18 protein-coding genes and 1 pseudogene are annotated in these 24432 nt (G+C 63.9%); 7 read left to right on the top strand and 12 right to left on the bottom strand.

Annotated elements, in window-relative coordinates; translation table 11 throughout:
- Positions 1 to 26: 26 nt before the first annotated feature.
- From exbB to AC3I65_RS00350, 6 genes are all read left to right on the top strand, one after another.
- Positions 27 to 1007, top strand: coding sequence for a tonB-system energizer ExbB (gene exbB / locus AC3I65_RS00375; protein WP_047226197.1), 981 nt, complete (start codon positions 27 to 29; stop codon positions 1005 to 1007).
- Between the two features lie 6 nt (positions 1008 to 1013).
- The gene (exbD, locus tag AC3I65_RS00370) at positions 1014 to 1442 is read left to right on the top strand and encodes a TonB system transport protein ExbD (RefSeq protein ID WP_047226179.1); all 429 of its coding nucleotides are present in this window, start codon (positions 1014 to 1016) and stop codon (positions 1440 to 1442) included.
- Positions 1439 to 2194, top strand: coding sequence for an energy transducer TonB family protein (locus AC3I65_RS00365; RefSeq protein ID WP_076383095.1), 756 nt, complete (start codon positions 1439 to 1441; stop codon positions 2192 to 2194). Before exbD ends, AC3I65_RS00365 begins: the two co-directional genes overlap by 4 nt.
- 294 nt (positions 2195 to 2488) lie before the next feature.
- Positions 2489 to 3409, top strand: coding sequence for a hydrogen peroxide-inducible genes activator (locus tag AC3I65_RS00360; protein ID WP_047226181.1), 921 nt, complete (start codon positions 2489 to 2491; stop codon positions 3407 to 3409).
- A 9-nt stretch (positions 3410 to 3418) separates the two neighbouring features.
- Complete coding sequence (gene recG / locus AC3I65_RS00355) at positions 3419 to 5494, top strand: ATP-dependent DNA helicase RecG (RefSeq protein WP_047226182.1); 2076 nt, start codon at positions 3419 to 3421, stop codon at positions 5492 to 5494.
- Between the two features lie 78 nt (positions 5495 to 5572).
- A complete protein-coding gene (locus AC3I65_RS00350) occupies positions 5573 to 6973 on the top strand; it encodes an HDOD domain-containing protein (RefSeq protein ID WP_419417171.1) in 1401 nt (466 codons plus the stop codon).
- Positions 6974 to 7174: 201 nt separating this feature from the next.
- Here AC3I65_RS00350 and AC3I65_RS00345 read toward each other — a convergent pair whose 3' ends face one another.
- Entirely contained in the window at positions 7175 to 7552 is a 378-nt protein-coding gene (locus AC3I65_RS00345; RefSeq protein WP_139048871.1) for a helicase, read from the bottom strand.
- Positions 7553 to 7676: 124 nt separating this feature from the next.
- On the opposite strand from AC3I65_RS00345, the pseudogene AC3I65_RS00340 reads away from it, so the two are divergent.
- A pseudogene (locus tag AC3I65_RS00340) lies at positions 7677 to 7880 on the top strand (DUF6124 family protein); the annotation flags it as partial.
- A gap of 793 nt (positions 7881 to 8673) precedes the next feature.
- Here AC3I65_RS00340 and tagQ read toward each other — a convergent pair.
- From tagQ to tssJ, 11 genes are all read right to left on the bottom strand, one after another.
- The gene (gene tagQ / locus AC3I65_RS00335; RefSeq protein ID WP_047226786.1) at positions 8674 to 9603 is read right to left on the bottom strand and encodes a type VI secretion system-associated lipoprotein TagQ; all 930 of its coding nucleotides are present in this window, start codon (positions 9601 to 9603) and stop codon (positions 8674 to 8676) included.
- Between the two features lie 85 nt (positions 9604 to 9688).
- Positions 9689 to 11416: a formylglycine-generating enzyme family protein gene (locus AC3I65_RS00330; RefSeq protein WP_047226785.1), complete on the bottom strand. Its 1728-nt coding sequence runs from the start codon at positions 11414 to 11416 to the stop codon at positions 9689 to 9691.
- Complete coding sequence (locus AC3I65_RS00325; protein ID WP_047226784.1) at positions 11409 to 12605, bottom strand: FtsX-like permease family protein; 1197 nt, start codon at positions 12603 to 12605, stop codon at positions 11409 to 11411. Before AC3I65_RS00325 ends, AC3I65_RS00330 begins: the two co-directional genes overlap by 8 nt.
- Complete coding sequence (locus AC3I65_RS00320; protein WP_047226783.1) at positions 12605 to 13321, bottom strand: ABC transporter ATP-binding protein; 717 nt, start codon at positions 13319 to 13321, stop codon at positions 12605 to 12607. The genes AC3I65_RS00325 and AC3I65_RS00320 overlap by 1 nt, the downstream gene beginning before the upstream one ends.
- A complete protein-coding gene (locus tag AC3I65_RS00315) occupies positions 13321 to 16371 on the bottom strand; it encodes a serine/threonine-protein kinase (RefSeq protein WP_488523393.1) in 3051 nt (1016 codons plus the stop codon). The genes AC3I65_RS00320 and AC3I65_RS00315 overlap by 1 nt, the downstream gene beginning before the upstream one ends.
- Complete coding sequence (locus tag AC3I65_RS00310) at positions 16368 to 17099, bottom strand: PP2C family protein-serine/threonine phosphatase (RefSeq protein ID WP_047226781.1); 732 nt, start codon at positions 17097 to 17099, stop codon at positions 16368 to 16370. The genes AC3I65_RS00315 and AC3I65_RS00310 overlap by 4 nt, the downstream gene beginning before the upstream one ends.
- Positions 17100 to 17753 (bottom strand): type VI secretion system-associated protein TagF, encoded by a 654-nt coding sequence (gene tagF, locus AC3I65_RS00305; RefSeq protein ID WP_076383101.1) that lies wholly within the window; start codon positions 17751 to 17753, stop codon positions 17100 to 17102. It lies immediately after the preceding gene.
- A complete protein-coding gene (gene tssM, locus AC3I65_RS00300) occupies positions 17750 to 21250 on the bottom strand; it encodes a type VI secretion system membrane subunit TssM (RefSeq protein ID WP_160891380.1) in 3501 nt (1166 codons plus the stop codon). Before tssM ends, tagF begins: the two co-directional genes overlap by 4 nt.
- Entirely contained in the window at positions 21247 to 22566 is a 1320-nt protein-coding gene (locus AC3I65_RS00295) for a DotU family type VI secretion system protein (protein ID WP_047226778.1), read from the bottom strand. Before AC3I65_RS00295 ends, tssM begins: the two co-directional genes overlap by 4 nt.
- A gap of 6 nt (positions 22567 to 22572) precedes the next feature.
- Positions 22573 to 23907 (bottom strand): type VI secretion system baseplate subunit TssK, encoded by a 1335-nt coding sequence (gene tssK, locus AC3I65_RS00290; RefSeq protein WP_047226777.1) that lies wholly within the window; start codon positions 23905 to 23907, stop codon positions 22573 to 22575.
- Positions 23908 to 23922: 15 nt separating this feature from the next.
- Positions 23923 to 24423 (bottom strand): type VI secretion system lipoprotein TssJ, encoded by a 501-nt coding sequence (gene tssJ, locus AC3I65_RS00285; RefSeq protein WP_047226776.1) that lies wholly within the window; start codon positions 24421 to 24423, stop codon positions 23923 to 23925.
- Between the last annotated feature and the right edge of the window lie 9 nt (positions 24424 to 24432).

Below are 24432 nucleotides of genomic sequence, written 5' to 3'. Positions count from 1 at the left end.
TTCTTTTTCTCTCAGGTCCGGCCAGCATGACACGCTATCTCCCCTCCGCTTCGCCAACCAACCGACCTCGCGCCTGGAGTGCCATGGCAGCCCTGCTGCTCAGCCTGCTGCTAGCACCCGCCGCCGCGTTCGCCGATGCCCAAGCGCCAGCCACGACCCCGGCCACCGCACCCGCCGCCAGCCAGGCGCCGGTCGATGCAGCCGAGCCTGTAGCGGCTCCTCAGGCCAGCGAGCCGGCCCAGGCCGTCGAAGCCGACGCCGCAGACGCACCTCAAATGCTCGAAGCCGACAATACCTTGGGCATGGCCCACGATCTGTCGCCATGGGGCATGTACCAGAACGCCGACATTATCGTGAAAATCGTCATGATCGGCCTGGCCATCGCCTCGATCATCACCTGGACCATCTGGATCGCCAAGGGCTTCGAGCTGATGGGCGCCAAGCGCCGCTTGCGCGGTGAAATCGCCAACCTGAAAAAAGCCACCACCCTCAAAGAGGCCAGCGCCTCTGCGGCCAAAGAGGGCACCCTGGCCAATCTGCTGGTTCACGACGCCCTCGAAGAGATGCGCCTGTCGGCCAACAGTCGTGAGAAGGAAGGCATCAAGGAGCGCGTGAGTTTCCGCCTCGAGCGCCTGGTCGCAGCCTGCGGTCGCAACATGAGCAGCGGCACCGGCGTGCTCGCCACCATCGGTTCCACCGCGCCGTTCGTCGGCCTGTTCGGCACCGTGTGGGGCATCATGAACAGCTTCATCGGCATCGCCAAGACCCAGACCACCAACCTCGCTGTCGTGGCGCCTGGCATCGCCGAAGCCCTGCTCGCGACGGCTCTGGGTCTGGTCGCGGCGATCCCGGCGGTGGTCATCTACAACGTGTTCGCCCGCTCCATTGCCGGTTACAAGGCCCAGGTCTCGGACGCTTCGGCCGAAGTCCTGTTGCTGGTCAGCCGCGACCTCGACCACCTGCCACCCGAGCGTGGCTCGCAACCGCACATGGTGAAAGTGGGGTAATCGGCCATGGGCCTGCATTTGAAAGAAGGCGCAGACGACGATCTGGCCGAGAACCACGAAATCAACGTCACGCCGTTCATCGACGTGATGCTGGTGCTGTTGATCATCTTCATGGTGGCCGCTCCGCTCGCCACCGTGGACATCAAGGTCGACCTTCCGGCTTCGACGGCCAAGCCTTCGCCGCGGCCGGAAAAACCGGTATTCCTCAGCGTCAAGGCTGACCAACGCCTGTTCCTGGGCGAAGACGAGGTCAAGGCCGATAGCCTCGGCGCGACCCTCGACGCCAAGACCCAAGGCAAAAAGGACACGACGATCTTCTTCCAGGCGGATAAAGGCGTGGATTACGGCGACTTGATGAGCGTGATGGACGCCCTGCGCGCCGCCGGATACCTGAAGGTCGGCCTGGTCGGACTTGAGACGGCGCCCAAGAAATGATCACGACGCGCCAAAAGCTGACGCGTTACAGCGGTAGCCTGGCCGTGGTGCTGGGCGTGCATGCGCTCGCCATTGCCCTGGCCCTGAACTGGACGTCAAACCCGCCCATTGAATTGCCGCCCCAGGCAATGATGGTCGAGCTGGCGCCGGTTCCGGCCCCACCACCGCCCGCACCGCCTAAAGTCGTCACGCCACCGCAGCCTCCGGAGCCGGTCGAAGAACTGCCGCTGCCTAAAATCGCCGAAGCCGAGAAACCGGAGATTTCGGTGCCCAAGCCGGTCAAGCCCAAGCCTAAACCGCCCAAGCCCAAACCCAAGCCCGTGGAGAAAAAACCGGAACCGCCCAAGGAAGAACCGTCGGAGCAAAAGCCCAGCGATACTCAACCGACCAAGGCACCGACCGAGAAATCCGCGCAACCGGCGCCTGGCCCATCCCCCGCGCAAATGGCGGCCAAGGCCAGTTGGCAAGGCACCTTGCTTGCGCACTTGGGCAAGTACAAGAAATACCCCGCCAGCGCCCAGTCGCGCGGCAAGGAAGGCTTGAACCGTTTACGGTTCGTGGTGGACGCCGAAGGCAATGTGTTGTCCTTCGAGCTGGTGAGCAAGTCCGGCAACGCCGCCCTGGACCGGGCGACCCTGGAAATGATTCGCCGCGCCCAACCGCTGCCCAAGCCTCCGGCCGACATGCTGGTTAACGGCTCCATCGAAATCGTCGCGCCGTTCGTGTACTCCATCGACAAGCGTCGGCGTTAACCCATTGGCAAGCCCCTGTTACAGGGGCTTATTGTTTCTGGTGAAGGGAATGTATCTGTAGAGCAAGGGGCCTGTGGGAGCAAAACTTGCTCGCGATACAGGCACCTCGGTTCCAGAGAGGACCGCGCTCGCTTCATCGCGGGCAAGCCTTGCTCCCACAAATAATCCATATGCGTCGTTAAATCCCCTCACCATACCCACATTAGGCAGTGTCACACCGCGCCCCCAGTCTGATAACGTGCGTCTATCGATTGCAGCCGGTATGCTTGGCTCGCAACTTCACGGACGCTCGCCATGACCCTCACAGAATTACGCTACATCGTCACCCTCGCCCAGGAGCAACATTTCGGCCACGCCGCCGAGCGTTGCCATGTCAGCCAGCCGACGCTTTCGGTGGGCGTGAAAAAGCTTGAAGACGAGCTCGGCGTGCTGATTTTCGAGCGCAGCAAAAGCGCCGTGCGCCTGACCCCAGTGGGCGAAGGCATCGTTGCCCAGGCACAGAAAGTCCTGGAACAGGCTCAGGGCATCCGTGAACTGGCCCAGGCCGGCAAAAACCAGCTGACCGCCCCACTGAAAGTCGGCGCCATCTACACCGTCGGCCCGTACCTGTTCCCGCACCTGATTCCGCAACTGCACCGGGTCGCCCCGCAGATGCCGTTGTACATCGAAGAAAACTTCACCCATGTGCTGCGCGACAAACTGCGCAACGGCGAACTGGACGCGATCATCATCGCCCTGCCGTTTAACGAAGCCGATGTCCTGACCCTGCCGCTCTACGACGAGCCGTTCTACGTGTTGATGCCGGCCCAGCATCCGTGGACCCAGAAAAAATCCATCGACGCCGGCCTGCTCAACGACAAGAGCCTGCTGCTGCTCGGCGAAGGCCACTGCTTCCGCGACCAGGTGCTGGAAGCCTGCCCGACCCTGACCAAAGGCAGCGAAGGCGCCAAGCACACCACGGTGGAATCCAGCTCCCTGGAAACCATTCGCCACATGGTCGCCTCGGGCCTGGGCATTTCGATTTTGCCGCTCTCGGCGGTGGACAGCCATCATTACGCCCCTGGCGTGATCGAGGTTCGCCCACTGACGCCGCCCGTGCCGTTCCGCACCGTTGCCATCGCCTGGCGCGCCAGCTTTCCGCGACCCAAGGCCATCGAGATCCTCGCTGACTCGATCCGCCTGTGTTCCGTGGCCAAGCCGCCCACTGCCAAGTAAGCCCCGGCCATGACTGAGCTGTCGAAAGTGCCGGTCACGGCACTCAAGGGTGTCGGTGAAGCCATGGCCGAGAAGCTGGCCAAGGTTGGCCTGGAAAACCTTCAGGACGTGCTGTTCCACCTGCCGCTGCGTTACCAGGACCGCACCCGCGTCGTGCCCATCGGGCATTTACGTCCGGGCCAGGACGCCGTGATCGAAGGCACCGTCAGCGGCGCCGATGTGGTCATGGGGCGGCGCCGTAGCCTGGTGGTGCGCCTGCAGGACGGCACCGGCGGGCTGAGCCTGCGCTTCTATCACTTCAGCAATGCGCAAAAGGAGGGCCTCAAGCGTGGCACCCGCGTGCGTTGCTACGGTGAAGCGCGGCCCGGTGCGTCCGGGCTGGAGATCTATCACCCGGAATACCGCGCCATCACCGGCGACGAGCCGCCCCCGGTGGATGAAACCCTGACCCCGGTCTACCCGCTCACCGAAGGCCTGACCCAACAGCGTCTGCGCCAGCTCTGCCAGCAAACCCTGACCCTGCTCGGCCCCAGCAGCCTGCCCGACTGGCTGCCCAACGAACTGGCCCGGGATTATCAACTGGCGCCGCTGGCGGATGCGATTCGCTACCTGCACCATCCGCCGGCCGATGCCGATGTCGACGAACTGGCCCTGGGGCATCACTGGGCCCAGCACCGGCTGGCCTTTGAAGAGCTGCTGACCCATCAACTGTCCCAGCAACGCCTGCGCGAAAGCCTGCGTTCCCTGCGCGCCCCGGCCATGCCCAAGGCCAAGGATCTGCCGGCCCGTTACCTGGCTAACCTCGGCTTTAAACCCACAGGGGCCCAGCAGCGGGTCGGCAACGAAATCGCCTACGACCTGAGCCAGCCCGAACCGATGCTGCGGCTGATCCAGGGCGATGTGGGTGCCGGCAAGACCGTGGTCGCCGCCCTCGCCGCGCTCCAGGCCCTGGAAGCCGGCTATCAAGTGGCGTTGATGGCGCCCACCGAGATTCTCGCCGAACAACATTTCATCACCTTCCAGCGCTGGCTCGAACCCCTGGGGATCGAAGTCGCCTGGCTGGCCGGCAAGCTCAAGGGCAAGAATCGCGCAGCCGCCCTGGCGCAGATCGCCGAAGGCGCACCGATGGTGGTCGGCACCCATGCGTTGTTCCAGGACGAAGTGCAGTTCAAGAACCTGGCGCTGGTGATCATCGACGAACAGCACCGCTTCGGCGTGCAGCAGCGCCTGGCGCTACGGCAGAAAGGCGTGGGCGGGCGGATGTGCCCTCACCAATTGATCATGACCGCCACGCCGATTCCGCGGACCCTGGCCATGAGCGCCTATGCCGACCTCGACACCTCGATCCTCGACGAACTGCCTCCCGGACGCACACCAGTCAATACCGTGCTGGTCACCGACACCCGGCGCGTCGAAGTGATCGAGCGCGTGCGCGGTGCCTGCGCCGAAGGGCGGCAGGCCTATTGGGTATGTACGTTGATCGAAGAGTCGGAAGAGCTGACCTGCCAGGCGGCCGAAACCACCTATGAAGACCTCACTGCCGCCCTCGGCGAACTGAAAGTCGGGCTGATCCACGGGCGCATGAAACCCGCCGAGAAAGCCGCCGTCATGGCCGAATTCAAGGCCGGGGCGCTGCAATTGCTGGTCGCCACCACGGTGATCGAAGTCGGGGTCGATGTGCCCAATGCCAGCTTGATGATCATCGAGAACCCCGAGCGCCTGGGTCTGGCACAGTTGCACCAGCTACGCGGCCGCGTCGGCCGGGGCAGTGCCGCCAGCCATTGCGTCTTGCTGTATCACCCGCCGCTGTCGCAGATTGGTCGCCAGCGCCTGGGCATCATGCGCGAAACCAACGATGGTTTTGTCATCGCCGAAAAAGACCTGGAATTGCGCGGACCCGGTGAAATGCTCGGCACGCGCCAGACCGGCCTGCTTCAATTCAAGGTAGCCGACCTGATGCGCGACGCCGATCTGCTCCCCGCCGTACGCGACGCCGCCCAGGCGCTGCTGGAGCGCTGGCCGGAGCATGTCAGCCCGCTGCTGGATCGCTGGTTGCGTCACGGGCAGCAATACGGCCAAGTGTGAGCACGCTCTCAGTTTCTGGGCGCGCCTGCCCGGCAAGCTGGTTATACTGCTGAACTTGTAGGAAAACGGATACAGACCATGACAGAAGCTGCCCTCGTCCCCGAAACCCCGCACGCTCCGTCTGTTATTCGGCTGTTGCTCGAGAAACTGGGCATCGGCTTTGACGAAGTAATCGAACGACCAGGCCTGAATCCCGCCCGTAAAGTGCAGGCTGTTTTGTTGCACGATGCCGTTGGCGCCCTCATGGTGCTGTTTCCGCAAAGCCAACTGCTGGACCTCAACCGCTTGGCCGAACTCACCGGTCGCAAACTCACGGCGGTGCCTACTGACCGTCTGGAGCGCATGCTCGGCAAACATAGCCTGAGCCTGCTGCCCGGCCTGCCGGCGCTGACCAGCTCCCCTTGCCTGTATGAGGAAAGCCTGCTGCGCGAGCCGAAGCTGCTGATCAACTCAGGCGAACCAGGGCTGCTGCTGGAAGTGACCAGCGAAGCCTTCAAGAGCATGCTCACCAAGGCCAGTGCCGCGACCTTCGGCGAAGCCGTGAGCAACATCACCCCCAACCTTGATCGCCCGCACGACGACCGCGCGGAAATCACTCAGGCTGTGCAGGCGTTCACCGCCCGACGTATCCAGCAACGGCTGGAAGAAACCATCGAAATTCCACCACTGGCCGAAACGGCGCAGAAGATCATCAAGCTGCGGGTCGACCCGGACGCCACCATCGATGACATCACCGGCGTCGTGGAAACCGATCCGGCCCTGGCCGCGCAAGTGGTGAGCTGGGCTGCCTCGCCGTATTACGCCTCGCCCGGCAAGATCCGTTCGGTGGAAGACGCCATCGTCCGGGTACTGGGCTTCGACCTGGTGATCAACCTGGCACTGGGCCTGGCCTTGGGCAAGACCCTGAGCCTGCCTAAGGACCACCCGCAACACACCACGCCGTACTGGCATCAGTCGATCTACACCGCCGCCGTCATCGAGGGCCTGACCCGCGCCATGCCGCGCGCCCAGCGCCCAGAAGGCGGCCTGACCTACCTGTCCGGCCTGCTGCACAACTTCGGCTATCTGTTGCTGGCCCACGTCTTCCCGCCGCACTTCTCGTTGATCTGCCGCCACCTGGAGGTCAACCCGCACTTGTGCCACAGCTATGTGGAGCAGCACCTCTTGGGCATCAGTCGCGAGCAGATCGGTTCATGGCTGATGCGCTACTGGGACATGCCCGACGAACTGGCCACCGCCCTGCGCTTCCAGCACGACCCACATTACGACGGCGAATACGCCGCCTACCCGAACCTGGTGTGCCTGGCCGTACGCCTGCTGCGCGCCCGTGGCATTGGCTCGGGTCCCGACGAGGAGATTCCCGACGCACTGCTCGAACGCGTCGGCCTGAGTCGCGACAAAGCCAATGAAGTGGTCAGCAAAGTGCTGGAGGCTGAGGTGTTGTTGCGCGAACTTGCTTCGCAGTTCAGCCATAGTTGAAATAGCTCATGATCAAGCCAGCCTCGCAATCGGGTTGACGAGCCCTTTGTGGCGAGGGGATTTATCCCCGCTGGGCTGCGAAGCAGACCCAAAAAAGGCTGACTGTGTTCAGCCTGCTTAACCGGGGAAGCAGGTTTTAGGGCTGCTGCGCAGCCCAGCGGGGATAAATCCCCTCGCCACAGGTACCGCAGCAACTCAAAACTAGGCTTTAGCCTTTTTCGGCTTCAAATACCGCATCAACCCCTGAAACCAGATCACCAGCGCCGGGTTGCCCTTGATCTGGATCGACTTGTCCTGAATCCCGGTCATGAACGCCAACTGCTTGTTCTTCGCCTGCATCGTGGCAAAGCCATAAGCCGCGTCCTTGAAGGCGATGGCGAACGCAGGCGTCGGGTAAGTGCCGGACTGGCTGGTGATGCGCTGGTCTTTCACCGTGAAGTGCCGGGCGACCTTGCCGTCCAGGGTTTGCAGTTGAAACACCAACTCCTTATCGCCCAACTGCTGCTGGAACGCCGGATTGGTCCGGCTGGCCCTGCCCATCAACAACCCCAGCATCCACAGCAGAAAGCGAAACTTCATGGGCACGGCCTCGTAAAAAAGATGAATGGCGGGAGCAGTTTAGCGATTCCACAGCGGAACGCCATCATCGGATCGCTTTAACGGGAGATGGATGAGTTTTCTCGCATGATGACTGCCAAGTCACACCGAAACCCTGCTCGCCAATGCCTCCGAAGACCTGCTGTCCATCAGCACCATCGCCGCCGACCTGGCTGACGATGTCGATGACTCACGCCGCTGCGTAGCCCTGGCGATCAGCCGCATGGCCGATGGGGTTCAGTTGTTGGTTGAGCGAGCGTTGGATCATTTGGAAACGAAGGATATGGCGGCGCCTGGGACCAAGGGGTAGCGCTTTGGCTTTGATGCAAACTGTGCCGACGCCATCGCGAGCAAGCTCGCTCCCACAATTGGATTGGAGTACACCCGCAAGAGCCAGGCCGGCTATAAGGCCGCCTCGCGAGCAAGCTTTGCTCCCACAGGTTCTGCTCAAACAAGTCTGATTGGTGTACACCCGCCAAAGCCAGGCCGGCTGTCAGGCCGCCTCGTTTCGGCTTTTGATCTAGGGGCCCCGTTAACCACGCTGGCCGAACGCAGGTATTGCGTAGTGGGCATCCCGGCATGGATGCCGGGATAGCCGCGCTGGGCCATGGATGGCCCTTCGCGGCGGGCCCACGGAGCAATGCCTGCGTTCGGACATGCCGAGCCTAGGCGAGGCACCGAGTGGTGGGGCAAGACCTTTTGGTTACTTTTGGGGCGTTTACCAAAAGTGACCCGCCGTAAGGGCGGAACCGCCAGTAGCCGCTACCGCAGCAACGGATATGTACCCAGTCAACCAAATCCTGGCCGGCTATCGGGCCGCCATCGCGAGCAGGCTCGCTCCCACAGTTTGATCGACGTACAACCGGGAGAGCCAGGCCGGCTATCAGGCCGCCATCGCGAGCAAGCTTTGCTCCCACAGGGGATTGAGAGCAGTCGCGGATATTCAAACCAACACAAAACAAATGTGGGAGCGAGCCTGCTCGCGATGGCGGCGTATCAGTCCACATTGATGCCAACTGAACCACCGCTATCGCGAGCAGCTTCGCTCCCACAGGTTTTTGTGCACTGATCACTCCCTCGAGGGAATGATCAGCAACAGTCAATCAAACATTCGGGCAAGGCACCGGTGCCCAGTCACCCAGGTCCGGGTTTTTGCACATGCTGTTGACCTGGCTGGTGCCGGCGCTGGCGACCTGCTTGCTTTCATCCTGCTTGGCCTTGGCGGTCTGCAGGGTTTTCTCGGTGGTTACCGCTTCTTTCGGCACGGTTGGCAACACCGGTTTTTTCGCCGGTTTCACCGCTTTTTTGGTCTTGGTCGAAGCCACAACCGGCTTGGTTTCGGCGGTCGCTACGGTCACCACGTCAGTACGCTGCACACCCACTTGTTGCAGGTCTTTTTCATAGGCCTGGGTGTAGTTGTTCAGGTCTTCGGCGGCTTTGCCGTTGACCGCGACGATCAGGTCGTTGGACTCTTTCAGGCCGGAGACGATTTCTGCCAGGCGCTTGCGGCCTTCAGTTTCGTTGACGGTCTTGGCCTTGCGGTCGGCCACCAGCTTGGTGAACGCGCTCTGGTAGCACTGCTGCGAAGCCTTGGCGTACGCGGTGCTGCGATCGATATCGGCGGCGCTTTTGTTGACGTCAGCGGCGTAGGAGGCGATGCGCTGGTTGTCATCGGCGATCTGCTTCTGACGCTCGGTGTAGTAACCGGTTGCGCCACCGGCCAAGGCACCACCGGCGGCGCCGATGGCGGCGTTGCGGCCACGGTTTTCCGAATCGGTCAGCGCACCCAACAGGGCACCACCGACCGCACCGACGGCCGCGCCGGTGAGTACCGATTTGGTCATGTTCCCCTCGGTGGAGCGCAAGTGCTGCACCGGCTCGTAGCAGTTAGGGTAGTACTCGACCTTGGTGCTCGACGCGACCTTGGAAGTCGGCGACGTAGCGCAGCCGGTCAGGACGGTGCTGAAGCCGACAGCGACCATCAGCAGGTGACGCTTGGAAACCGAAGCAAAAGGTTTACGGGAGAAAAGCATGATTGTGTTCTCTTTTTAAGTGTTGACCAGCTCAGCACGGCCCACCGCCGTCTGAGTCCCTTCCAAGCTCGCTGACAATCAACGATCAAGACCGCTGACTGCTCGATGCGAGCAGTTCCTTCAATATCGCCGCCGGGTCGGCTCGTTTTTGCTGACGATACTGACCGACATGGCGAACGAATAACGTTGCGCGCGCCACCAGGCTCTTGCCCAGCACCGGCTTGCGCTCCAATTCCTCCTTGATGCGTTGAAACTGCGCCTGGATCACGGCATCGGTGTAACGCGTGCCGGTGGCCAGGTTGTCGATGTAAATCGCCACGGCGCCATCGAGCGCGCTGCGGCCGTTGTTGATGGCCGTGGCGAACAGCTTGGCGCTGGCCTCGTCCTTGGCGTCCAAGGCCTGCTGGCGACTGTTCTGCAAATTGGTCAGGCGAATGTTGTAGTTATTGATGGTCTCGACCACCAGGGCCGCCGACTGGATCAGGTTGCCCGCCGCTTCCTCGCGCTGCTGGGCGATGAGCGAGACGTTGCGCTTGAGCTCTTCGTTGACCAGCCCTAGCTCGGCCTGCAGGCGTGGGTCGACGCTGGCGGCGATGATGCTGTCCAGGCGCTTGGTCGGGTCTTCGGCTTCATCGATGGCATCAGTCAGGGATGCGAGGCGGCCTTCTTTCTCCCATTGGGCGAACAGCTCTTTGTAACGTGAGCGCGGCGCCGACAATGCCCCGACCGCCACGCGGAACCCGGTGGTTTCGTTGCTTTGCTCGGTGCCGTCGGCGGCGAACAACGGATACTCGCGGCGCATTCCGGTGAACAGCGTGCCTTCGCCTTCCAGGTAGTTACCGCCCTTGACCACGAAGCCACCGTAGGCGCCCTGGCGGCGACCGGCATGCACCAGTTGGAAGGACTCCTGAACCATCTCGGCGGCGTTGCCGATCACGTCGAACAAGCCGATGGGATTTGGCAGTTTGATCCCGACGGGCATCAGCCGCGCCGCCTGGCCGGTGCCGCCAGCGACCTGATTGAACACCGCCCAGTCGGCCAGTGGCCCATCGCTTTCACTGCCTTCCAGACGTCGGGGAAACAAGCGCCCCTCCAAGTCCTGGCGGCTGACGGCTTGCCCGCCACGGGCGGCGAATTCCCACTCGACTTCGGTGGGCAAACGCACGAAGCCCAGCCCGCCGTCTTCGGCGGAGGTGCCGCGACCGCTCACCGGCAGCAGATCCTTGTGGTATTTCATCAGCCAGGCGCTGTACACCGCCGCAAAACGTTCGGCCTCGAACTTGGACAGTTTCACCTTGGGCAAACGCCCGGCCATGCCTTGGGGCAGCTCGGTTTTGAGGGTCTCGCAGGCCGGCGCGGGTTCGCCGCTGGCCAACGACTGCGCCTGGGCCATGACCTGGGCGTATTGGCGAGCGGTGACCTCGTATTTGCCGATGAAGTACAGCATCGGTTTGAGCGGAGTCTTGGCGTCAGCCTTGGGCATCAACGGCGCGATGGTTTTGTTCCAGTCCTTGGGCAGGTCCTTGAGGGTGAACTGGCCGTTGATGAAGTCCCGACGGTAACCGGAAATGAACGACTGCTTATAGCCGGCCTCGCCCTCGCTGAACGGGTAGCCAAGGCTGATCTCCCGATCATCCAGGGTGCCTTGGGCGAGGATGTAGACGTAACGGAACACCATTTGCCCTTCGCACGGCAGCGGCAGGCTGACGTCACCGGGCAGCGGTTTGGGGTTGTCCAGTTTGTCGGTGCTTTCGTCGGCCCAGGTTAAACCGGCCAGGCTCAGCGCCACGGCGGCGCCCAATAACTTATACATCGCGAATTCCTTCACACGCCTGGATGCGCGCCACCCGCCAGCCACCACAAGCCGCCGCCACGGCGCTGACGCCGAGCACGGCCACCAGAGCCAAGGTGTAGTGACGCGGCAACAGATGGCTGGCGTACTCGCCCGGCAACTGCGCAAATAAATAATTGAGGCCCGACTGCGCCAGGCCATACAGTCCGGCACTCAACAAGGCCGCCAGTGCGGCGCTGTAGAGCGCCTGCAACACCACGAACAACAACAGCGCCGCCGTAGAAACCCCCAGCAGGCGCAACACCGACAGTTCCCGGCGCTTACGCTCGACCGCCGCCAGGGCACCGGCAAAAATCGCCGCGAACGCTCCCGCCAACGCCAACCCAGCGATGATCCAGAACACAATCGACAGGTTGCGGCTCAGCGATTGCACCTGTGCGATGGTCTGGGCCTGGGTGGACACCAGCAGGTTCTGCGCCGCGAAATACTCGCGCAGCGGCTCCACATCACCCAGGTTGCGGGCGTACAGGCGAAACGCCGGGTAGACCCGCTGCGCGCTCTGCCCCACCGCGTCGCCCGGCCAGCCGAACGCGGGCACGGCGCGACCGTCGCGGTAATCCTCGGCCGCTTCCAGCAGCGCCAGCGGCGCGAACAAACCATCCCGGGCAAAGGCTTGCAGCGGCAGTACGTGCAACACCTGCACGCGCGTGCGCTGCGCCTCGCTACGACCGGCCACCTGCCGACCGAAACTGGCCTGCAGCCAATCACCGGCCCTGGCGCCGAGTTTTTCGGCGGCGGTGTGGCTGAGCACCACTTGATCCAGGCCTTGCGGCACCGGCAGGCGCTCAAACAAAGGATCATTGGCCGCCGTGGGGATCATCTCGACGGTGACGGGCTCAGCCTCGCGGCTCAAATCCGCAGTGGCCGCAATCTGCCGCGTGCGGGCCAGGGCAAACGCCACGTCGTTGCGCCGGCCCAATTGCTCGACGAACTCAGCGCTGAACCGGCCGCCACCCAACGGGATGATTTCCCGGGTAGCCGGATCATTCTCGAGGCGCTCGGTGAGGCTGCTGACCAGACCGAATTTCAGGCCGAACAACACCAGCAACGGCGCGACCACCGCCACCAGCGCCAGCACCGAACAGGCCGACAGCCAGGCGTCGTTGCGGTAATCCTGCCAGGCCAGGGAAGCCACCAGCGCGCCGCGCATCAGCAAGCCTCCCCGAGGGTTGCGGTGACGCCACCATCGGCGTCGCGACGACAACTGATGCGCCGCACCTGCAAACCGCTGGCGCGGGCCAGTGACTCATCGTGGGTGGCGACCACACAACACACACCGTGATCGCGGGCCTGGGCCACCAGCAACTGCATGACCCGCTCAGCGTTCAGTGGGTCGAGGGCTGCGGTGGGTTCATCCGCCAGCAACAGGCGCGGCCCATGCGCCAAGGCGCGGGCGCAACTGACCCGCTGGCGCTGGCCGACGGACAAATCCGCCGGCTTCTTGCCCAGTTGGTCGGCGATGTCCAGTTGACCGACCAGGCGCGTGACGCTGCCGTCATCCGCCATGCCAAGCAGTTTGCGCGACAACTCGATGTTGCCGCGCACGTCCAGAAAACCCAGCAAACCACCGGTTTGCAGCACATAACCCAAATGCCGGCTGCGCAGGTCCGCCAAGGTGCCCTGCTGCCCCGCACGCCACAGCGCGGCGATGTCCAACGGCGTGTTGGCCGGTATGAAGTCAAACTGCCCGGCCTGATCCGGCGCCAGCACCAAGGCCAGCAGATCCAGCAAAGTGCTCTTGCCGCAACCGCTGGGGCCGACCACCGCCAGTTGTTCGCCGGCACGCAATTGCAGCCGTGGAATCACCAGGCTGTAGCGCTGGCTGCCGACGCCCCGGCTTTTGTGTACGGCGCTCATATTCAGCATCACGGCAGCGTCGACAATGGAACGCGGTACAGGGCATCGCCCGGCTCGGCATCGCCGAACCGCACCCAGTTGGCCAGATCGTTGTGGAAGGTCTCGTAGAGGCGGATTTTCGAATCCAGCTCGTCGATGAAATCTTCCTGCTCGGCCACGCTCAGGGACAGCCACAAATCCTGGGTCATGTTCAGCGACTTGCTGCGGTACGGCAGCCCTTCGAGGTACTCACCGAGAATCCCGCCATCAGCCAGGTTGCCGCCCTTGCGCAACGCCGAAGGATCACGGCTCATGTAGGCACTGGCGCTGGCGATTTCCTGGAAGAAATCCTTGGGCGAAGTCTGGGTCTTGCGCGCCGCATCGACGATCAGCTTCAGCGACTGCTGCAAGTCGTTGAGTTGCAGTTTGGTCAGCATCACGCACACCTGGAACGCCGGCAGCGCCGGGTTGGTCAGGTCACGGTCGGCAGTCCAGGCGCTGACCAATTGCGGGGCCTGGCTGGCGGATTTGCGTCCCAAAAAGTCCATGTGCATCGCGTAGCCCACCGCCGCCGATTTATCGCTCAGGCTCGGCGCCGCGCCCAACTGCGGCACGCTTTGCGGTTTGTTGCTGCGCACCTGGTGCACCAGGTCGGCGAACACCGAGCCGATCTCGTCGACGCGCTCACCCAACTTGCGCACATCGGCGCCCGGCACCGGAATGTACAGGTCACCGATCTGCGGGTTGGCGTCGGCGGTCAGGGTGCGATATTGGCTCTGCGCACCGCCGTGTGTTTTCTTGCCAGCGTCGCTGAGCAGGTGCAGGGCGTAGATCTTGATCTGTTTACCCAGCGCCGCCTGCCGCACTTCGGCCTCGTTCATTTGCGTGGCGGCAAACGGATCGTTCTTGCGCAGGGCGCCAGCGTCGGTGACCAACAGAATCAAGCGCCCGCCATAACCGGACCAGTCCATGCCCTCCACCGCTTCCATGACGCCGGCAAACGCATCCTCGTTGAACGAATGGCTCGACACCGTGGACGCCTTGACCTGTCGCGCCATCTCCATGAAGCGTTGCGGGTCGCGGCCCTGCTCCAAGGTGATCAGGGTCTTGGCGACGTATTCCAGGCCGGGGGTTTTCTGGGTGCTGCTGCGAAAACCCACCATGCCGAAGCTGACACTGTCCAGCTCGCCACGCTCGGCGATGCGGCTTTGCAGCTCGTGGACCACGTCGCGGACCTGATCGATGTAGGGCTGCATCGACACGGTGGTGTCCACCACCAGCACCACGGCGGTACGGAACGCGTCGGCGTTGGCGGTGCTGATGGGCGTGTTGGGGGTAGCCTTCGGCGTGTTGCCGGGGTCGATGGACGCCACGTTCAGCAACTGCACCGGCTGGCCGGTCTCATCGAAGCTTTCGCGGAAATCGAAGATCGGCAACAGGTAGAACTGATTCTGCGGCACGGCGCTGGCGGCCGGTTCCAGGGCCAGCACTTGCTGATTGTCTTCACGGTTCTGCTGGGCCTTGAGCAAGACATTCCTGGCCGCTGAAGGGTCGGCCAGCAGCTTTTCCACTTCGCCGGGCTGGCGCAGGAACATTACCGGCGCACGGCCGGAACGCTCGGTGAACTTGAGCACCAGGCTTTGCTTCCAGTCGCTGACCTGCGTGGCCGGCAACCAACCGTCGCTGCGCCCGTCCGTGGCCGCGCCGACCCGCAACCAGGGGCTGCCATCGAGGTCTTTGCGCTCATACACGTAGAGCACGGAAAACGCCGGCAAAGCCTTGCCCGGCGCAGCGCCCGCTTCTTCAGTGAGCTTGGCGCCCGGTTTGCTCAGCACTCGCTGGAACAGGGTTTTCTTGCCAGCCATCAACAATGGACGCTGGCCGCCATCGGCCTGCGTTGCCACAGGCGGTTTTGCCGGGGGCACATCTGGAGTTTTCACCGGTGGTGGATTTACCGGCGGCGTCGAGACAATCGGCGGCTTCGTGGCTTCTCCACCATCGCCCGACAGCCACCAATAAGCCCCACCCCCCAACGCCAGCGCAACGGCCACCGCGACGGCGGCCAGGGCGAATAGCGGGGTCTTGGGCTGCGACGAAACGCTAGAGCTTTGAGTCGGGCTCACCGGCGGCGGGGTTGGCTTGGGCTGGGATTGCGGCTGTGCCGGCCCTGTCGGAATATCGATGGACACCGGAGTCAATCCAGCCAGGTCATCGCCGCTCGGTGGCGTCGACACGGGCAGCGGCAACGGCCGGATCAGCGTCGCTTGCGCCGATTCCTCAGGCAGATTGTCCAGCGCCCGCAAGAGAGCCGCTGCATCCGGGAAACGCTCCGCCGGGTCTTTGGCCAGCAGTTTGCGCAGTACGTCCTGGTAATGACCGTGATGCACCGGCAACTCCGGCAGCGGTTCGGTCAAGTGCGCCAGGGCCGTGGACAGCGCGTCGTTGCCGGTATACGGCAGTTTGCCGACAAGGATTTCGTAGAGCACCACGCCCAGGGCATACAGGTCGGCACGACCGTCGATGTCTTGCCCACGGGCCTGTTCCGGGCTCATGTAGCTGGGCGTGCCGACGGCGAAACCGGCCTGGGTGAATTGGGTGCGGTCGTCCAGGGACTTGGCGATGCCGAAGTCCGAGAGCACCGCCGTACCGTCAGCGCGGAACAGGATGTTGGCCGGCTTGACGTCACGGTGCACCAGGCCCAAGCCATGGGCGTAACCCAAGGCCGAGGCAATCTGGCGGATGTAGATCAGGCCCTGCTCCGGTGACAGGCCGGCGGCGATGCGCTCCTTGAGCGTGCCGTTGGGCAGGTATTCCATGGCCATGTAATACAGCTCACCGACGTTGCCGATGTCATGGATGGTGACCGTGTGCGGATGGGACAGGCGCGCCAGGGTCTTGCCTTCGCGCAGGAAGCGCTCGCAGAACGTCGGGTCGGCCGCCAACGCGGCCGCCATGACTTTCAGCGCCACCTTGCGCTCCAACGAGCGCTGGGTCGCCAGGTAGACGCTGGCCATCGCGCCTTCACCGATCGGCCCTTCGATGTCGTAGCCAGGGATGACAATGTTCAAGGTCAAGCTCATGACGGCACCTTCACGACAACCACAGTGATGTTGTCCGGCGCGCCACGCATCAGGCCCAGGGACACCAGGCTGCTGGCGATCTCACCGGGATCGTCGTGGTTCAGGACTTCACGGATTTCATCGTCCTCGACGGTCTTGGTCAGGCCGTCGCTGCACAGCAGGTAGCTGTCGCCGGGCACCAGCAGCAACTCGACCATCGCCAGATTCAGTTGCGCCTCGACCCCGATGGCACGGGTAACGATGTTGGCCCGTGGATGCACCCGGGCTTCGGCTTCGCTGAGCAGGCCACTGTCCTGCAGGTCCTGGACGTAGCTGTGATCGCGGGAGATGCTGTCGAGCTTGCCATCGCGCAGGCGATACAAACGACTGTCACCGGCCCACAGGCACATGCCGCGCAGGTCCCGCGCAACCAGCACCACCACAGTGCTGCCCATCATGGTCACGCCACGGTTGGCGGTTTCTTCACGCACGGCGGCGTTGACCCGCAGCAAGTCGCTGTGCAGTGCGGCGACGTATTCGTCCAGCGAACGGCCCGCGGCAATGCCGCGCAGGCTGTCGACGATCAGACTGCTGACGTAGTCGCCCGCCGCGTGCCCACCCATGCCATCGGCGACCACCCACAGGCCGTTTTCCGGCAGTTCCAGGCACGCGTCTTCGTTGACCTGGCGAACCATGCCGACATGGCTCTTGCTTGCAGACTTGAAGGCTTTCCCAGCACTTGGACGCATCTACACAACACCTTCTTGGCCGAGCAAAAATTGCGCAAAATCAGCGGCGGCCGGCAAACCCTGGCAGCGCATCAGACCGGGCGCGATACGTTCCGAACCCTGGCCCCACCACACGCTCACGCCTTCGCAGGCCGCTTCGGCCAGGGCGCTCATGCGCCGCTGCGGGTCGGTGGCGTCGAAGCGATGCAGGCTGGCAAAGCGGCTGCTCGGCGTGCGCGGCAGATACATCGGGCTGCCGAGGGTCTCCAACTGTTCGTTGAACGCTTCGAAACTGGCCTCCACACTCAACGTGCTCAGCAACAGGTTCTCCACCCGCTCAAACCACTCGTCCGCACCGCCCACCACGGACGCCGGGTCCGCGTCGGGCTCCAGCAACACCGCGACGGTCAGCGGAAAATAGCGGCCGACCCGATCGATACTCGGCATCACCACGCCCACGGCGGCGTCGGGCCCACAGACCCCAGGCGCGACCATGAAGCGCCACAGCGGGCTGACCAGATAGGCATCCAGCCAACGCTCGCCCAGGCCGGTCTGGCTGGCGAGCAATCCCGCCGCCAGCCACGAATCCCACGGGCCGATAAAACTCTGGGGCAAGCCCCGGCTGACGAAGTCCCCGCGGCTGGCCAACTTTCCATAGAAGCCCGCTGTACTCATAGACGCTCCGGCAGGCTGAAGCCGCTGAGCACGCGGCTCTTGAACGGGTTGAAGGCACTGTTGGCCCGCAGCTCGTAAGAGGCGCTGGCGCCGTCGACCCGCAGCCGCAGGTTGAAGCGGTCTGGCGAGTTGCCGGCGGTCAGGTCCGATTGTTCCAACAGGCGGAACCAGGCCCACGGGCCGTCCAGAGTGATACCGGAGCGCCCATTGGCCGAGGGCGGCAGGATCGAGATCCGTACCACGCCGATGCTGCCGGGGTTGGGCCACTGCATGGCGGTCGGACGACTCGGGCCGTGGTCGTAGCTCAGCTGCTGGCCGTCGAGGTCGAGCAAAAACTGGGTGATGGTCGAGTCCATCGCCACCGGCTTGAGCTCGAAGCGCACCATCGGCTGGGTGCCGCCGGAACGGAAAAACGCATCGCGGATGGTGGCCGCACGCTGGAAGGTTTGCAGCACGCCAGGGGCGATACCGAGCTTCTGTGCCGCACCCGGCTGCCAGCGCCAGGCCGGGGTCGAGGTGTCGACGTAGGGCTGCAGGTATTTGCGGAAGTAGTTGTCCATCACCCCGCCGACGCCGAAGAACTGACCGAAGTCGTCCAGGGTTGCGTCCCGCGCACTGCCCGGCGACATGGGATAACGACCGGCCAGGGACTGGCGGTAGATGTTCACCACTTCGCTGGTCCAGGCGGCGTTCAGTTGATTGCGCACCCCGCCCATCATGCTGTTGGTGGTGGAGTTGACCACCGATTTGACCAGGCCTTGCACCAGCGGCGGCTGGCGTTCGGCGTTGAGGCTGACCCGTGTGGCAGCAGCCTGGGCCTGGTTCTTGGCTTCGCCGAGCAGGGCGTCGCCGCTGGCGCCGACCATGGCGCTGACCTGCACGTACAAGGCATTCATGTCGGCGAGCAGGCCATCGATAGCCGCCGGTTCGCCTTCGTTTTTGCTGACGATGCTGTTGAGCTCGGCGAAATGCGCAGTGACCGGATCAACGCTGGCCTGGGGTGCGTTTTGCGCCGCTTGCTCCTGGCCGAGCAAGCTGCCCAGGCGCTCCTTGAGCTTGTCCACACCGCCTTCGACCTGCTCGCCTTGGGCCGCCAGCAAGCGTTCCTCCTGTTGCAGGTCGGTCTCTTTCGCCACCGCCACCAGCAGTTTTTTCAACGGCGAACTTGGCCCGGACAGGACCCGCAAGACATCGGCGGCCTGGGCCACGCTGGTGATCGGCACAAAGTCGATGTCGGCCAGCAAGGCGTCCCATTGGCGCTGATAGTCCTGGAAATACAGGCGGCGCACTTCGGCGGCCAGGCTGGCGACGTCCTGCTGCCCGGCCTCGTCGCGACCCAACACCCATTGCTCTTCAGCCAGCGTTCCAGCCTGGTTCAGGCTGGTGAGCAAAAAGCCCTGGCGATAGCCCTTGACCGTGAAGAACCCGCTCAGTGGCTCGCCCAAGGGTTTGCCGCTCTTGCGGCTGAACACCAGCGCAGCGTCGCGCCCGGCGGCTTCGTTGAGGCGAAAATCGGCGATGCCCTCGGGCAGTTTCTGGCGCTTGACCCGGTCATAGACGCGCTGGGCCACGGGCAGTTGCTGCAATTGCCGGCGCAGGTCTTCGATCAAGCGCGGGTCCAGGCGGGCGGTGGGCGGACGACGCTCGAACAGCGCCTGTAAATGCTCGCCCAGGGCCAGCCGTTGATCGGCCGGCAGATCACGCGGCAGGCTGCGGTCCCAATCCAGGGCAACCCAGGCCTTGATGAAGTCGGCATCGTAGTGCTCGTTGTCAGCGAGCATCAGGTAGGCCTTCAATCCTTCATAGAGGAAATCCGAACTGCCGCCGCTGTGCAGTTGCTCTTCGATACGTGTCAGCAAGCGTGGCGCGAACACGGCGATCAGCAACTTGCGATAGACACTGCCGGACTCGGCTTCGAGCATGTCGCCCTGATACAGACCCAGGCCCTCGGCCCAATCGGGCGCGTCGTCGGCCAGGTGCTTCACGGCGTTGAGCAATGGCAATACGGCGAGGACATCGCGTTGTGCCGGACTGAGGCTCTGCACGGCCTGACCCAGCGGCGCGACTTTCTGATCGACCTGGGTGATGTACGCCTGGTTGGCCCGATAGCTGATCCACCACAACGTCGAAACCACCAGCACCAAAGCCACGGTCGAGGCCAATACGCCCCGGGCGATCCACTTGCGCCGACGCTCGACCTTGGGATCGACGCCCACCAACCCACGCTCGGCGAACGCCACGGCGGTGAAGAGTTTTTCGATGAAGTAACTGCGCCCGGTGCCGGTCTGGCGTGCCAGGTGCTGGCGGTCCAGGTTCATGCTTTGGGCCATGGAGCCGATCAAGCGATCGATCGGGCTGCCTTCCTGGGTGCCGCTGGTGAAATACACCCCGCGCAGCAGCACACGCTCTTCGAAAGCGTTGGGTTTGAACACACCTTCGAGGAAACTTTGCAGACAATCTTTCAGCGCGCCGAACTGCTGCGGGAAACCGTAGATCAAGTCGCGCCGCGCCGGGTCGCGCTCTTGCTGCAAGCGTTCCACCAGGCGGTCGTTGAGGCGCTGCTCAAGGCCGGCGAATTCGCTTTGCAGATGCGCCAACGGGCTGTCGTTGCTCTTGCCATCGTCCAGGGCGAAGGTCATGCCCCAGACCTGGGCGCGCTCTTCCTTGCTCAGGCTGTCGAAGAACTCCATGAACCCGGGCACCAGGTCGAGCTTGGTCAGCATCAGGTAGATCGGGAAGCGTACGCCCAGTTGGGTGTACAGCTCCTGGATGCGCAAGCGAATCGCCGCAGCATGAGCCGCGCGCTCGGCGTCGCTGCCCAGCAGCAGGTCCGACAGACTGATGGCAATGAACGCACCGTCAATCGGGCGACGGGCGCGTTGTTTTTTCAGCAGCCCGAGAAAGCCCAGCCACGCGGCCTTGTCGACGGTCGCGTCACTGTCCTGAGTGGTGTAGCGGCCAGCGGTGTCGAGCAGCACCGCCTGGTCAGTAAACCACCAATCGCAGTTGCGCGTACCGCCCACGCCGCGTACCGCGCCGGCGCCCAGTTGCGCGGCCAACGGGAAATGCAGCCCAGAGTTGACCAGCGCAGTGGTCTTGCCCGAACCCGGCGGGCCGATGATCACGTACCACGGCAGCTCGTAGAGGTTGCGGCGCTCGTCCCCACCCAGCTTGGCTTTCTTCAACAGCGCCAAGGCTTCGTCCATGCGCTGGCGCAGGGTTTCGAGTTCTTCGGCCGTCGCGATGCTGGTAGGGTCGGGCGGGGTTTGCGCGGCCAGGCTGCGCATGACTTCGGCGGCCTGCCGGCGGGCCTGGATGATGCGAAACACCCGGTAGGCGACCCACACCGCGAACACCAGGATGATCAACGCCCAACGGCGACCTTCGGGCACCAGCCAGTCCAGCAACGGGCCGACGAACCAGATGATCAGGCTCAGGGCGATCAGCCCCAGCAGCGGGATGACCCAGCGGATCATAAAACTGAAAAACGCCTTCACTCGACCCCCTCCGCCAATACTGTGATTTCAACCCGACGATTGCGCGCACGCCCCTCTGCGGTGGCGTTGGAAGCCAACGGCTCGGTGTCGCTGCGGCCTTCGGCGCTGAAGCGCTCGGCCTGGCCGGTCTTGGCCGAAAGGATTTGCAGCACCGACTTGGCCCGCGCTTCGGACAACGCCCAGTTGGATGGGAACCTGAGGGTGGCAATCGGGCGATTGTCGCTGTGGCCGGTCACCAGTACCTGGCCCTTGACCTTGCGAATGGCATCGGCGATGCGCAACATCAGCGGCTCCAGATCATCGGAGATGCTGGCGCTGCCCGAGGCGAACAGTTCATCGCCACGGATAGTCACCACCGAGCGATCCACGGCATCTTCCACCGCGACCCGACCGGCCCGGATTTCATCGGCCAGGAAACCGGCCAGGCGTGGTCGCTCGATCACTTTGGGCTGCACCACGGGGCGGTCGATGGCCTGCACCGGGATTTCTCCCAGGGCATGGATGTTCTTGAACACCGGCTCGGCATCGGAAGCCAGTTTCATGCGCAGACCGAACAGCAGCGCCAGCAACAAGGCCGCGCCGATGGCCACGGCGATCCACGGCGGCATGAATTGCGCCAGCCGATCCCGGGCCACGGTAACGCCGCGCCAGTGCGGCGACAGCTCACGCTCGTAGTCGCCACGGGCGCTGCGGATCACCGCGCTGGTGCGCTCGCGCAAGGCTTCCAGTTGGCTGCGCCCGTCGTTCATCACCCGGTAGCGCCCTTCAAAACCCAGGCACATGCACAGGTACAGAAGCTCCAGCAGGTACAAGCGTTCCCGTGGACTTTGCAGGCAATGCTCCAGAAGCTGGAACACCTTCTCGCCGCCCCAGGCTTCGTTGTGCACGGTGATCAGCAGGCTCTGTTTGCCCCAGTCGCTGGTGCCGCCCCAGGGGGTACTCAACACGGCTTCATCCAGGGCGGTGCACAGGGCGTAACGAGCCAGCAGCACGTCATTGCGCACCACGCCGGCGGCTTCGGCGCGCTCCTCGAATTGACGCAGGTACGCCAACAGTTGCGCCCGCAGGCTGGCCGGAGCCGGATGGGCAATGGTGTTGCGCAGGCGCGTCAACAGCGCCAGCAGCGGACCGGCCGCGCTTTCCAGCGGGTTGAGGCCTTGGGCCTTACCGGTCAGGACCGGGGCGGCCGGCATCGACAGCGGTGCGGGCGCCGGCTGTGGACGACCAGGGTCCGGACGGCCAGAGTCCGGGCGGAATGGGTCGGCGCCACGGCCACCGGGCGTCGGCATGAACTGAGTACGATCGTCGTTGCTCATCGCGGTTTATCCTCGGATCGCCCAGAAAGCCAGATTCAGCCCCGGGAACTGGCCGGCGATGTGGAACGCGAACCCGCCGGAGTTGCTCAATTGCTGCCAGTGATCGCTACCGCGGTCGAGTTCGTAGTAAGTGGAGCCGGCGTGGTAGGGAAGCTGGCGTGGCGCCACCGGCAACGGCAGCAGGCCGATGCCCGGCAGCTGCAGGTTGACCAGATCGCGAATGTGCTCCACCGAACCGACCTTGCTCTGCTGGCCGAAGCGACCGCGCAGGGTTTCGGCCGGGACATCGGCACGCACCACCAGGATGAAACTGGCGCTCTCGAGCAGGGTCTTGTCGGCCAGCATCGCCACGTGGATGCCGTAGGCTTTCTCGACAATCGGAATCGGCGTGGCCTTGCTGTCGATCAGCATCGACAGGGCCTCACGCAGGGCTTGCATGACCGGCGCGTAGCTGAGCGCCAGGTCATCGTGCTGGTATTGCGGATACTCCTGAGGCCGACGCCCCGAAGCGGTGAAGGTCGAGAACTCACCGGCCAGGCTGACCAGCTCGCTGTAGAACCGTTCGGGGTGCAACGGGCTCAACTGGCTCAGGTGCTGGATCAGCGGCTGCGCGCGGTTGACCAATTGCAGCAGCATGAAATCGGCGATCTCCGAGGCGCCCCCGGCACCGGACGCCACCACCCGCCCGGCGAGGGCTTCGCCGCGTTGATGGAGCAGGCCCAACAGTTCGCTGCGAAACGCGGCCAACGGTTTGGAGGCGGCCACATCCAGCAGCGGCGGGATGTAGCTGTCGTCCAGCACCAGGGCGCGGTCGGCGCGTTTCTCCTTGATGCGTACCAGGCCGATGGCGGCGTAGTCACTGATGCCGTCCTGCGCGGTCAACAGGCGCAAGGCCCGCGAACCCAAGGCAACCGGCGCGCGGTTCTCGAACGGTGCGTTATCGTCACGCACTTCGCACACTTGGCTCACGTAGCGCGCAGCGCCGAGGGCTTCACCTTCGTCAACGGTGTCACGCGCACCGGCACGCTTGAGCGGCAAAGCCAGATACACCAGACCATCGCGCAGGTTGTCATCGACGTTCAGCGCAGGCGGCGCCAGGTCATCCTCGGGGATGTTGAACGGTGTGCCGTCCGGCAGCAGGCCCCGCGCCGAAACGATCGCCAGCTTGCCCTGGGCCAGCAGGCCCTGGTCGATCAGCAATTGGGAAAAACCCCAGGCGCCGGCCGACAGCGGGCGGCTGCGGGCGTCGATGAGGTTTTCCAGGTAACGGTCATGCTGCTGGAAGTGCTGCGTTCCAATGAACATGCCTTCCGACCAGACCACGCGATTGTTCCAGGACATGGGGGCTCCGATTGCTTATTGGGCAGGGCTGGATGGGGGAACGACGACGGCGCTGCGCACGGCGCGCACGTCGAGGCTGATCTGGTATTCGGTGTATTGGCGCGGCGGGACATTCATCACCGTGCGCCACAGTGACCGGTCCAGTTCGCGATAGCCCACCAGCACGCCGATATGGCGGGTAGCCGGATCGAGATCGCGTTGCAGGCTCAACTGCTGACCGGGCTGGACCAGCACTTCGTCCTGATCGATCAGGTCGGCGCCGAGGGTCGCCTGGGCCCGTTCGGCCAGGGCGAAATAATCGGAGCGGGCGAAGGTGGCGGCGTTTTTCAGTTCGAAAATTCGCACCCGGACCGGCGCCGGATGGCCGGTGGCGCCGGGGTTGAGGCCGGCAATGGCGTGAAAGTGCAGTTCGACGGCGGCGGTGTCAGCCTCTTCGGACTGTGGATCGGCCGCATCCTTGGCGCATGCCGTCAGCAGAAGCACGGTGGCGACTGCGAGTAAAAACCTGAAAATCATCCTGCGTCC

It is taken from the genome of Pseudomonas sp. N-1-13, assembly GCF_057787095.1.
This window is presented reverse-complemented; position numbering and strand designations above follow the sequence as displayed.

What these genes read in the sequence shown, in the direction of transcription:
- tssJ (WP_047226776.1), bottom strand. Translation starts at nt 24,423, where the DNA reads ATGATTTTCAGGTTTTTACTCGCAGTCGCCACCGTGCTTCTGCTGACG.
- AC3I65_RS00350 (WP_419417171.1), top strand. Translation starts at nt 5,573, where the DNA reads ATGACAGAAGCTGCCCTCGTCCCCGAAACCCCGCACGCTCCGTCTGTT.
- AC3I65_RS00320 (WP_047226783.1), bottom strand. Translation starts at nt 13,321, where the DNA reads ATGCTGAATATGAGCGCCGTACACAAAAGCCGGGGCGTCGGCAGCCAG.
- exbD (WP_047226179.1), top strand. Translation starts at nt 1,014, where the DNA reads ATGGGCCTGCATTTGAAAGAAGGCGCAGACGACGATCTGGCCGAGAAC.
- recG (WP_047226182.1), top strand. Translation starts at nt 3,419, where the DNA reads ATGACTGAGCTGTCGAAAGTGCCGGTCACGGCACTCAAGGGTGTCGGT.
- AC3I65_RS00360 (WP_047226181.1), top strand. Translation starts at nt 2,489, where the DNA reads ATGACCCTCACAGAATTACGCTACATCGTCACCCTCGCCCAGGAGCAA.
- tagF (WP_076383101.1), bottom strand. Translation starts at nt 17,753, where the DNA reads ATGAGTACAGCGGGCTTCTATGGAAAGTTGGCCAGCCGCGGGGACTTC.
- tagQ (WP_047226786.1), bottom strand. Translation starts at nt 9,603, where the DNA reads ATGCTTTTCTCCCGTAAACCTTTTGCTTCGGTTTCCAAGCGTCACCTG.
- AC3I65_RS00325 (WP_047226784.1), bottom strand. Translation starts at nt 12,605, where the DNA reads ATGCGCGGCGCGCTGGTGGCTTCCCTGGCCTGGCAGGATTACCGCAAC.
- AC3I65_RS00365 (WP_076383095.1), top strand. Translation starts at nt 1,439, where the DNA reads ATGATCACGACGCGCCAAAAGCTGACGCGTTACAGCGGTAGCCTGGCC.
- AC3I65_RS00310 (WP_047226781.1), bottom strand. Translation starts at nt 17,099, where the DNA reads ATGCGTCCAAGTGCTGGGAAAGCCTTCAAGTCTGCAAGCAAGAGCCAT.
- exbB (WP_047226197.1), top strand. Translation starts at nt 27, where the DNA reads ATGACACGCTATCTCCCCTCCGCTTCGCCAACCAACCGACCTCGCGCC.
- AC3I65_RS00330 (WP_047226785.1), bottom strand. Translation starts at nt 11,416, where the DNA reads ATGTATAAGTTATTGGGCGCCGCCGTGGCGCTGAGCCTGGCCGGTTTA.
- AC3I65_RS00315 (WP_488523393.1), bottom strand. Translation starts at nt 16,371, where the DNA reads ATGAGCTTGACCTTGAACATTGTCATCCCTGGCTACGACATCGAAGGG.
- tssK (WP_047226777.1), bottom strand. Translation starts at nt 23,907, where the DNA reads ATGTCCTGGAACAATCGCGTGGTCTGGTCGGAAGGCATGTTCATTGGA.
- AC3I65_RS00345 (WP_139048871.1), bottom strand. Translation starts at nt 7,552, where the DNA reads ATGAAGTTTCGCTTTCTGCTGTGGATGCTGGGGTTGTTGATGGGCAGG.
- AC3I65_RS00295 (WP_047226778.1), bottom strand. Translation starts at nt 22,566, where the DNA reads ATGAGCAACGACGATCGTACTCAGTTCATGCCGACGCCCGGTGGCCGT.